This window comes from Candidatus Hydrogenedentota bacterium (assembly GCA_012523015.1).
In the GTDB taxonomy this organism is placed as follows: domain Bacteria; phylum Hydrogenedentota; class Hydrogenedentia; order Hydrogenedentales; family CAITNO01; genus JAAYBJ01.
Window position 1 is genome coordinate 1 of record JAAYJI010000294.1, and the last position, 8,504, is coordinate 8,504.

The window sequence follows — 8,504 nt, forward strand, 5'->3', positions numbered from 1 at the left end:
ACATTATGGACTCCTTCGGGTGTTTCAACAGAACTATTGTACCGAAGATCTCTGTGATGTCCTCTTTTTTTGCACCGGTTGCATTTCAACCTTGAATCCGCCCAGCGGCATGATGAATTTGTCTGTTCCGACAACCGTATGCTACGCTGATAATGCCGGGCGAAGCGAAGACAGGCTCTGCTGGCGAGCAACCTGTCACGGAATACCCCGGAACGGCTCATCGAGACGATGTGTCTGGGATGAGGAGCCCTATTACTCCTCATCCCCCCATACACATCGGATCGAAAGCCGACGATGCCTAAAAAAACGCAAAAAAACGGTGAGACCGCCTTAAGCGGACTACCTAACAAAAATCGTGGAAAGTCCTATTGCCGCTGAGCTAAGACAGAAGGAAGCAATGGAAAATTCAAAGATCTTTAAGAAGCGATTTATGAAGGAAAATCTGCAGACAGCCACTGTGAGACAAACTTCCTATGCTAAAAAAATGGGAATCCTATTGGCCACCCTTGCACTTGTTTTTTGCCTTTCTTTTCCTGTCGTGGGACAAGAGCGGAATCTTGATACATTTAAACCTGATACCTCGCGGTTTAAGACGCCAATTCCTCAAGAAAAACAAGCAACTTTTACCGGTTCCGCAGAGGAAATCGTCGCCAAATATTTATCAGAACATTTTCCCGATTACGTGTATGTGGGACCGTTCGATTTTTTTGGGATCGAAAAGACTTACACTTATAATTCGCCTTGGCTCATCAGTGCGGATTTTGACGGTAACGGGCATATAGACTTCGCATTCTTTGCAACGAAAAAAAGTAATCTCCAATTAATGATAATTATTTTAAGTAACTTTGGAAATACGTTTACACACACTGTTGTACGAGAAAACATTATACTTGATGCGGATAATGAAGGAATTGGTTTAGTTTTGCAAGAGCCCAGAGGAATCAGTACCCCTGTTGATAGGAGCACCTACGTATTAGGGGATGGATCCGAGATACATGTTGGCAATGCAAAATATCCTTTCTTTGTATTCGGTCAGTACGCTACTTGTCTTTGTATTGACACCTATTGGTGGGAAAACAATCGTTATAATTCCGCCAATGAAAAAGCAAAATCTTATCGAGAAAACCCGGCCAATATAGGAATTGTTAACACTGCCCAAGATGCTCTTAATCTTCGCGAATCTCCTTCATTAAACGCCGGAATTATAGAGAAACTCCCACGTGGCTCTAAAGTCCTTGTTATAAATAGACCCAAAGAAAATAAACCCTGGGTAGAAATTCTCTTTGAGGAGCAAGTTGGTTGGGTGCATGGCCAATATTTAACTTTTTAAAAGTTGATTGATTTACAACTAGCGTGATCTTCCAAACCATCGGTAGTTTTCTCCGAAAGGAACAGCAGCTTGATATGGAAGTGTGTTGACAAGTTTAACAGCTGTTTAAAAGCGATCCATTTTCCAGACATAAGGCGTTCGTTTCGGAAAAAGAATTTTTAAGAAGTGCTGTGCTTTTTGCGTTAAGATTGCCTGTTTACCGGACAATATTTCCTGAACATAATGATAACCAGTCATGAGTTGCAAGAACTCTTCGGAAGAAATACTGAGTTTGTTTTCGCCGGACTGACGTGCAATGTCGACAATGCCGTGGTGTGTGCGAATGCGATAGGGAACTTGGTCTATGATGAGGGTCAAACAAAAGACCTCATCAGCCATTGCCGAAAATGAAAGTGCCGCTTCCCATTCTGCCTGCATACTTTCCAGCGTTTCTTCCAAGTTAACCAAAGCCATCATCCCTTGGTTGTTCCTATAAATATAGGTCTCGTGTACACTGCGGTAGCGGAGGATATACCGAATAAAAGGATGGCTTGGCGGGAGATGAAATCGTAATTTTGAAGCACACTCTTTTTCCGCGCTAAGAGCACAATGATGCAGTAAAAGGGGAAAACAGTCGGTGGAAATCGCCTCTAATTCGTCTACGTGCATCTCATCGCCGGCATAACGAGCCAAGGAATAACCAACAACTTTACCATGGACATCCGTGAGTACACGGGCGGATTGCCATTGATCGTAGCGCGCGGTAACATGTCCAAAGGAACGGAGTACGGAACAGGTACTTTCTGTGTCATTCTTGTTGTGGAGTCGCAGAAGCGTGGGAATATCGCCGGGTTTAATAGGACGTTCTTTATACGCAATAGGGCAGCTGATCTTTGCTTCTTTTAATTCTATAATGCTTGCATAATCCGGCAATACAGCGGTAAAACCCCAGCGGCTATAAAAGTCTTTGATACCAAAAAGCATGGAAAGGTGGTAGCCGTGGCTTTCCATATACTGTTTCATATCTTCCATGAGCAGTGATGCGTAGCCCTTTTTACGCTGAGCTGCGGCTGTTGTCACATATCCTATACCGCCCATTTTGAGGCGCGATTCTCCGATGCGAATGGTATGCGTAAAGAGACAACAACAGGCGGCTACTTGACCGTTCACAAGCAAAATGCGCGTATGTTCTTTCTCGTAATAATCCGGATAATTGCCAATAAAAGTATCGACAATTTTCCGCCCCTGCTCCGTTCCTCCATAATGAACCCGCGTAATTAAATCATGGGTCTTTTTTCGCTCGTCGGCAGTTTCAACGCTTTTTATAAGAACTCGAACCATTTTCTTTACTCCACAATGCTACAAACAAATCATACGAAACACCGGGAATTGAAACAAAATAGATGGCGCATTTTTTTTGTTATTTCTAATATGATGAACTGAGCAAAAAAAGACCCGTCGAGATAAAGTGCATCTCAACGCATAAATACGTTATGATAGGAACAGGTACGCGCGGCATGATGTGCCGTCACCGTATACTCGTCCTCCCAATTATCTCAACAAAACCACGTTAAAAATATGTCTGACACCAAAAAAATAGTGTTCATATTTCTTGTATTGACAGTTATGAACCCTTGTTTCAGTGAAGCAGAAAGAGGCTCTGTTCCGATTCAATCCTTCACGCACATTGCTATGGCAACGACCTTCAAAGCCATCGTGTATGGAGAAGATACCGATACGGATCCCGAGTCCCTTCGTGATGCCGCCCAGGCTGCGTTTCAGGCCGTGGACGCTTTGGAAAATCGGATCAGCAACTGGAAACCCGGCAGCTATACTTCTTTGGTAAATAAGAGTGCCGCAAAAAAACCGCTTAAAGTTTCTGTTGATCTCATTGAGCTCCTGGAAGTTTCACGACGTATCTATAATAATTCTTCCGGCGCTTTTGATGTGACCGTAAATCCATTACTTGTCTTTTGGCGTGAACAAGAAAAGCTTGGAATTTTTCCGGAACCGGAAAAAGTGAAACCAATTTTAGATCATGTTGGTCTTAACCATGTTTTAGTTGACAACGTGGCCAATACGGTTTTCTTCGAAAAGCCGGGTATGAGTTTGGATTTTGGCGGCATTGCAAAGGGTTTGGCTCTTGACCGAATGGCCGTCGTGTTGGAAGAGCATGGCGTACACACGGCTCTTCTCAATGCCGGAACCAGTACTCTATTAGCCATGGGTCAACCCAAAGATGAAGCCGGTTGGACTGTGTCCATTAATTCACCGTATAATAACGGCCTTGACAATTCAATTGCCAATGTTGTAATTTGCAATGAGTCTCTGTCTACCTCATCCAATGCAGAACGTTTTTTTGATGTCGGAGGAAAGCGTTGCGGCCACATCATCGACCCTCGTAACGGAATGCCGGTTGGCGGACTAACCAGCGCCACTGCTATTTGTCCAACAGGTGTAGAAAGCGATGCTCTGAGTACAGCTTTTTTTGTTATGGGCGTGGCAGAAGTTCGGTCTTATTGCGAAAAACACCCTGAGGTACGCGCCATCCTGCTGGAAGACGGGTGCCCGGATAATGAAGCCATTTTTGTTAATTTTAATAACGAAAGATCGAAGGAGTAATGATGAGTAACAATTTAAGCAGACGTAATTTCATGAAAACCGCAGGTGCCGCCACAGGCTTTATGATTGCTGCCGGCTATTCCCCCTTTAGCTACGCGCAGAATGATAAAGTACGGGTGGGCTGCATAGGTACCGGTGGACAAGGGTCTTTCCATATCCGCGATGGATTGACCGGCACAGATGATATTTTAATCACGGGCGTTTGCGATGTGTTTCTGCCCCATCAACGTGAAGCGGTGAAGTATGCCCAGCTTGCCAACGCAGGCGTTGCTTTAACAGAAGGCAAGAAACTTAGCGACGACGAAAAACAACGTGCCAGCGCCGCCTATAAACCCGCGGCCTATTATGATTATCGGGAAATGCTTGACAAAGAAGAGTTGGACGCAGTCATTATCTCCACCCCCTTAAACACCCATTTCCCCATTACGGTCGATTGCCTTGATCGTGGACTGCATGTCTTTTGTGAAAAAACCTTAGTCCGTTCCATTGAAGACGGTCGCGCGCTTATTCAGAAGTGTCATGATATGAATACGTGGGTACAGGTTGGTCATCAACGCCACTACAATCCGAAATATAACATGGCTATAGGCCTCGTCTATGACGAAGGCAGAATTGGCCGAGTGAACCATCTTACCGCGCAGTGGCACCGTAATCATTTCTGGCGCCGCGTGCTGCCCAGCGGCTATGTGCTCAATGATGAAGAGAAAAAATATATCACCGATTTGGAAAAACATCTGAATTGGCGTATTTATGAAGATACGTCTGAGGGATTGTTCACTGAATTGGCAACCCACCAAACCGACGTCGCGAACTGGTTCATGCGCGCCATTCCCAAACGTGTACACACCTTTGCCGGCTTAGATTATTGGCGTGATGGACGTACCACGGACGACAATATTTTGTTGACCTATGAGTATGAACAAAATCCCGGCGATCCCGGTTTCATCCCCATCGACCAGCGCAGTATGTTCCAGAAACTGAATCAGATTAACCGCGGCTACAAAGTTCGTTTCGTCTATTCCAGTATTCTCGCCAATGCCAAGCGCGGCGCATCTGAATTGATCCAAGGCGATAAAGGCTCCATTGAATTGACGGAAATGGATTGCTTCCTCTACGGCGAAGACTATATCACCCAAGCTGATGAAGAAATTTCAGCCGAAGATCAGGCAAAAAGTACCGCAAGCGGCGGTACACGCCAAGTGAGCACGGAAGAGCTGCTCCATGGTGTAGAACTGTTGGGCGATGTTCCTCTGGAAACGCCGGATGTGTATCAATTCCGTGCTTTTGCAGATTGCATCAAAAATGGCGGAATACCGTTGAGCAATCAGATGGTGGGATATACCACCGCTATCACATCGATCGCAGCGGTCGAATCGAAAAAAGAACAAAAGGTCGTCGAGATCGATCCTGATTGGATTAAGTTCGATTTTGAGGTGCCCAGCTTCTATGATTATACCCCTTGGGTATCCGATAAAGAAGACGATGCCTAATCAATCTGCGTGTACGAAGAAGGATTAAACAAATACCACAAGTATGTGGTGTAAACACTAAATCAATGGAGTATTGTACATTATGAAATGGCTAAAGTTTTTGGTGATCTTTGTACTCGGCGGCGCGCTGGGCTTAGCGGCAGGTGGGTATCTGGGCTATCATGTTGGCGCATCAGACCAACGTATTGACACAGCACCGGTCGCTACGGTTATCCCCGTACAAGAAGAACGGCAGATGCCGACTAAAAAAGCCACGAAAGAAGAGCCAGCAGCGGTTGCGGTAGAAGAAGAAGCCGTAGCTGCCGTAGTGGAAGAAGAAGCGGCAGCAGCTGTTGTAGAAGAGACTCCCGCTGACGCAGAACCTGAAGCCGCGCCGGTGGAAGAAGTACCCGCCGCTGACGCAGAACCCGAAGCGGCGCCCGTGGAAGAAGCGCCTGCCGAAGAAGTTATTGCTGACAACGAACCGGAAACGACAGAAAAGATAGAAGAATTTATTATTTCTGCCAATGATGATTCCGAACTCATGTGGCTGGGCTACAAAGTTGTTTTGGGACAGCGCATCTCGATGCAAGGTGGTTTTGCCAACTTTAACGGAAAACTCGTAGCTGAAAATGAAGATCCTGACAGTAGTTTCGTAGAAGTTATCATTGACACGAAATCCATTTTCTCGGAAAATACAATCCTGACAGGCGTACTTAAAACGGCCGCTTTCTTTAATGTCGGTGAGCATCCGGAAATTCGTTTTGTAAGCACAAGTATTGAACCGGCTGAAGACGGCAGCTATACCGTTACCGGTAACCTCACCATGAAAGATGTCAAGCACGGTATACAATTTCCTGCAACCATTGAACGCCGTGGAGAAGACGTCTTTGTGAAGGCGGAATTCACCATTGATAGAAAACTCTGGGATGTGGGCTATGATGACTTTGAAGGTTCCCCAATCCTTAAAGAAGCCGTTATTTCTTTTGAAATTTTGGCGGAAGCAGATAATTAATCTGCTGCATAATTTTCTAACGATCATGATATGGGCGAGAAAAGTCTTGACAGGCTTTTTCTCGCCTGTTTTTATGAAGGGATACCACAGCTATGTTTGACAGGCAAACGATTTTAATCACAGGCGGCGCAGGGTTTGTGGGCGCCCATTTGGCCTTGGTATTTAAAGAACACTATCCATCTGCCCGGGTGATTGCTTTCGATAATCTCAAGCGCAAAGGAAGCGAACTCAATCTGCTTCGGCTTATCCAAGGCGGTATTGAATTTCTTCACGGTGATGTCCGTGTTCCCGCCGATTTTCCCATATTGAAAAACTTGGCGCTTATTGTTGAATGCAGCGCGGAACCCTCCGTGTTAGCCGGCTATGGCGAAGCCCCGGCTTACGTGATTGACAGCAATTTAAACGGTGTAATTCATTGTTTAGAACTGGCGCGCAACACAGGAGCCGCTATGCTCTTCCTATCGACCAGTAGGGTCTATCCCATTCAGGCGTTGTGCGACATTGCCTTGGAAGAAAGGGACACCCGATTTGAAGTGCAGCAGAAACAGGATCAGCCCGGTATCACCACGGCTGGTATTGATGAACTCTTTCCCATCAATGGCGCACGATCCCTCTACGGGGCGACAAAATATGCCGCAGAAGTATTTATTACCGAATATGCCGCCATGTATGGATTACATTGCATAATTAACCGATGCGGGATTATTGCGGGTCCTTGGCAAATGGGCCGTGTCGATCAAGGGCTTATGTCCTATTGGCTTTCACGTCATATTTTCAAAAAATCCCTTTCTTATATTGGCTTTGGCGGCAAAGGGAAACAGCTTCGCGATATGCTTCATGTAGCTGATCTTCGAGATTTGATTTTGCTGCAGGCAGCAAATATTGCGGAATGGTCTGGTAGTCTCTTTAACGTAGGCGGAGGAGTAGATAACAGCATTTCCTTACAAGAGCTTACGCGTTTATGCACTAAAGTTACCGGCGAAACTCTTTCTGTATCATCCAATGAAACAACTCGCCCCGCTGATATTCCCTATTATGTATCCAACAATAAAAGTGTGCAGGCAAACTGTGGCTGGTCTCCTTCAAGGAGCCTGGAAATCATCGCTGAAGATACAGCCCGTTGGATGAGGGATAATTGTGAAATGTTAAGAAATACCTTGGGCTGAGGGGGGCTTCCCATGCACGCTGTGTCCGAAAGGCGAAGAATACGGACTAGTGCTGTTTGCATCGGGTGGCCGTGTTTACTTGCACGAAAACATACAGTTGTTGTGTAGACACCGGCAAAGTACGTTATAAAGGGAGTGAAGAGAAGGGGTTTGTCCCTGTACAATTGATCTTTCCATACGCAGAGCAAGACAACCCTCTTCAAAAATAGTATTGAGATCACTAAAGAAGGGAGAATCGGAAGGCAGCGTTTTCTTCGCCAGCCCTTGCCAAAGCTCGCCTTGGGGTATAGCCTTTTCTGGCAAGCCCAGACACCTCAAAAAATGGGGATCCTTCAGCAGAGAAGCACTGCCATATCGAATCGCGTCATTTAGTGTCTCTGTCAAAATATCTGTCCGTAATCTCTCTTGTTCTTCCCTATCGGAAAGCTCCTCATCGACAAGGGCTTTAACAACTGCCGTGATCAAGGCGGCAATAGCGACGTCGGCACGTGGGCATTCCTGAATATCCGACAAACGTATTTCTATGGAGCCGCGGTCAAAACGAGCAATGGCACCGCGGGCATTGATCCATTCGTGCTGCAATATTTTTTGTGGGTCCAAAGGTGTCAGGGCATCATAAATGGGGCGCAAGATAAGAGATTCATAGGCTTCCCGCCCGTCTACGATCTCCGGGATAATTTTCCCGGAAATTTGTGGAATCCGTGCGCAGTTCTTTCGATACACTTCAAGGCGATTATCGGGATATCCTGTCAAGTTGGCATCCATAATGGGAGAGCTTGCTGCAAGCGCCGGAAGTAACGGTAATACCACGCGTATCGCACTATGAAGTTTTCGGAACTCAGAATCGTTGGCAAAAGGCAGATTAATGTGGATGCTCTGCAGATTTGCCCAACCGTGTCTCTTACAATCGAAGAGATCATCGA

Annotated in this window: 7 protein-coding genes; 5 read left to right on the plus strand and 2 right to left on the minus strand. The window is 45.9% G+C overall.

Features of this window, described 5'->3' with window-relative positions; all coding sequences use genetic code 11:
- Positions 1-397 precede the first annotated feature (397 nt).
- Positions 398-1,330, plus strand: coding sequence for an SH3 domain-containing protein (locus GX117_12830; protein ID NLO34213.1), 933 nt, complete (start codon positions 398-400; stop codon positions 1,328-1,330).
- A 105-nt stretch (positions 1,331-1,435) separates the two neighbouring features.
- Here GX117_12830 and GX117_12835 read toward each other — a convergent pair whose 3' ends face one another.
- Positions 1,436-2,650 carry a GNAT family N-acetyltransferase gene (locus GX117_12835; protein ID NLO34214.1) on the minus strand — a complete coding sequence of 405 codons (1,215 nt, stop codon included), beginning with the start codon at positions 2,648-2,650 and terminating at the stop codon, positions 1,436-1,438.
- Positions 2,651-2,887: 237 nt separating this feature from the next.
- Between GX117_12835 and GX117_12840 the strand changes: the two genes are divergently transcribed.
- The 4 genes from GX117_12840 to GX117_12855 all read left to right on the plus strand — a co-directional run bounded on the left by GX117_12840 (position 2,888) and on the right by GX117_12855 (position 7,581).
- Positions 2,888-3,931 carry an FAD:protein FMN transferase gene (locus GX117_12840; GenBank protein ID NLO34215.1) on the plus strand — a complete coding sequence of 348 codons (1,044 nt, stop codon included), beginning with the start codon at positions 2,888-2,890 and terminating at the stop codon, positions 3,929-3,931.
- On the plus strand, positions 3,931-5,421 hold the full coding sequence (locus GX117_12845) for a Gfo/Idh/MocA family oxidoreductase (protein ID NLO34216.1): 1,491 nt from the start codon (positions 3,931-3,933) through the stop codon (positions 5,419-5,421). The genes GX117_12840 and GX117_12845 overlap by 1 nt, the downstream gene beginning before the upstream one ends.
- Positions 5,422-5,503: 82 nt before the next feature.
- Entirely contained in the window at positions 5,504-6,415 is a 912-nt protein-coding gene (locus tag GX117_12850; GenBank protein NLO34217.1) for a YceI family protein, read from the plus strand.
- A 92-nt stretch (positions 6,416-6,507) separates the two neighbouring features.
- A complete protein-coding gene (locus GX117_12855) occupies positions 6,508-7,581 on the plus strand; it encodes an NAD-dependent epimerase/dehydratase family protein (protein NLO34218.1) in 1,074 nt (357 codons plus the stop codon).
- Between the two features lie 75 nt (positions 7,582-7,656).
- Here the strand turns inward: GX117_12855 and GX117_12860 are convergent.
- Positions 7,657-8,504: glutamate--cysteine ligase (locus tag GX117_12860; protein ID NLO34219.1), on the minus strand; the 848-nt coding region annotated here is incomplete at its 5' end.

What these genes read in the sequence shown, in the direction of transcription:
- GX117_12830 (NLO34213.1), top strand. Translation starts at nt 398, where the DNA reads ATGGAAAATTCAAAGATCTTTAAGAAGCGATTTATGAAGGAAAATCTG.
- GX117_12835 (NLO34214.1), bottom strand. Translation starts at nt 2,650, where the DNA reads ATGGTTCGAGTTCTTATAAAAAGCGTTGAAACTGCCGACGAGCGAAAA.
- GX117_12840 (NLO34215.1), top strand. Translation starts at nt 2,888, where the DNA reads ATGTCTGACACCAAAAAAATAGTGTTCATATTTCTTGTATTGACAGTT.
- GX117_12845 (NLO34216.1), top strand. Translation starts at nt 3,931, where the DNA reads ATGATGAGTAACAATTTAAGCAGACGTAATTTCATGAAAACCGCAGGT.
- GX117_12850 (NLO34217.1), top strand. Translation starts at nt 5,504, where the DNA reads ATGAAATGGCTAAAGTTTTTGGTGATCTTTGTACTCGGCGGCGCGCTG.
- GX117_12855 (NLO34218.1), top strand. Translation starts at nt 6,508, where the DNA reads ATGTTTGACAGGCAAACGATTTTAATCACAGGCGGCGCAGGGTTTGTG.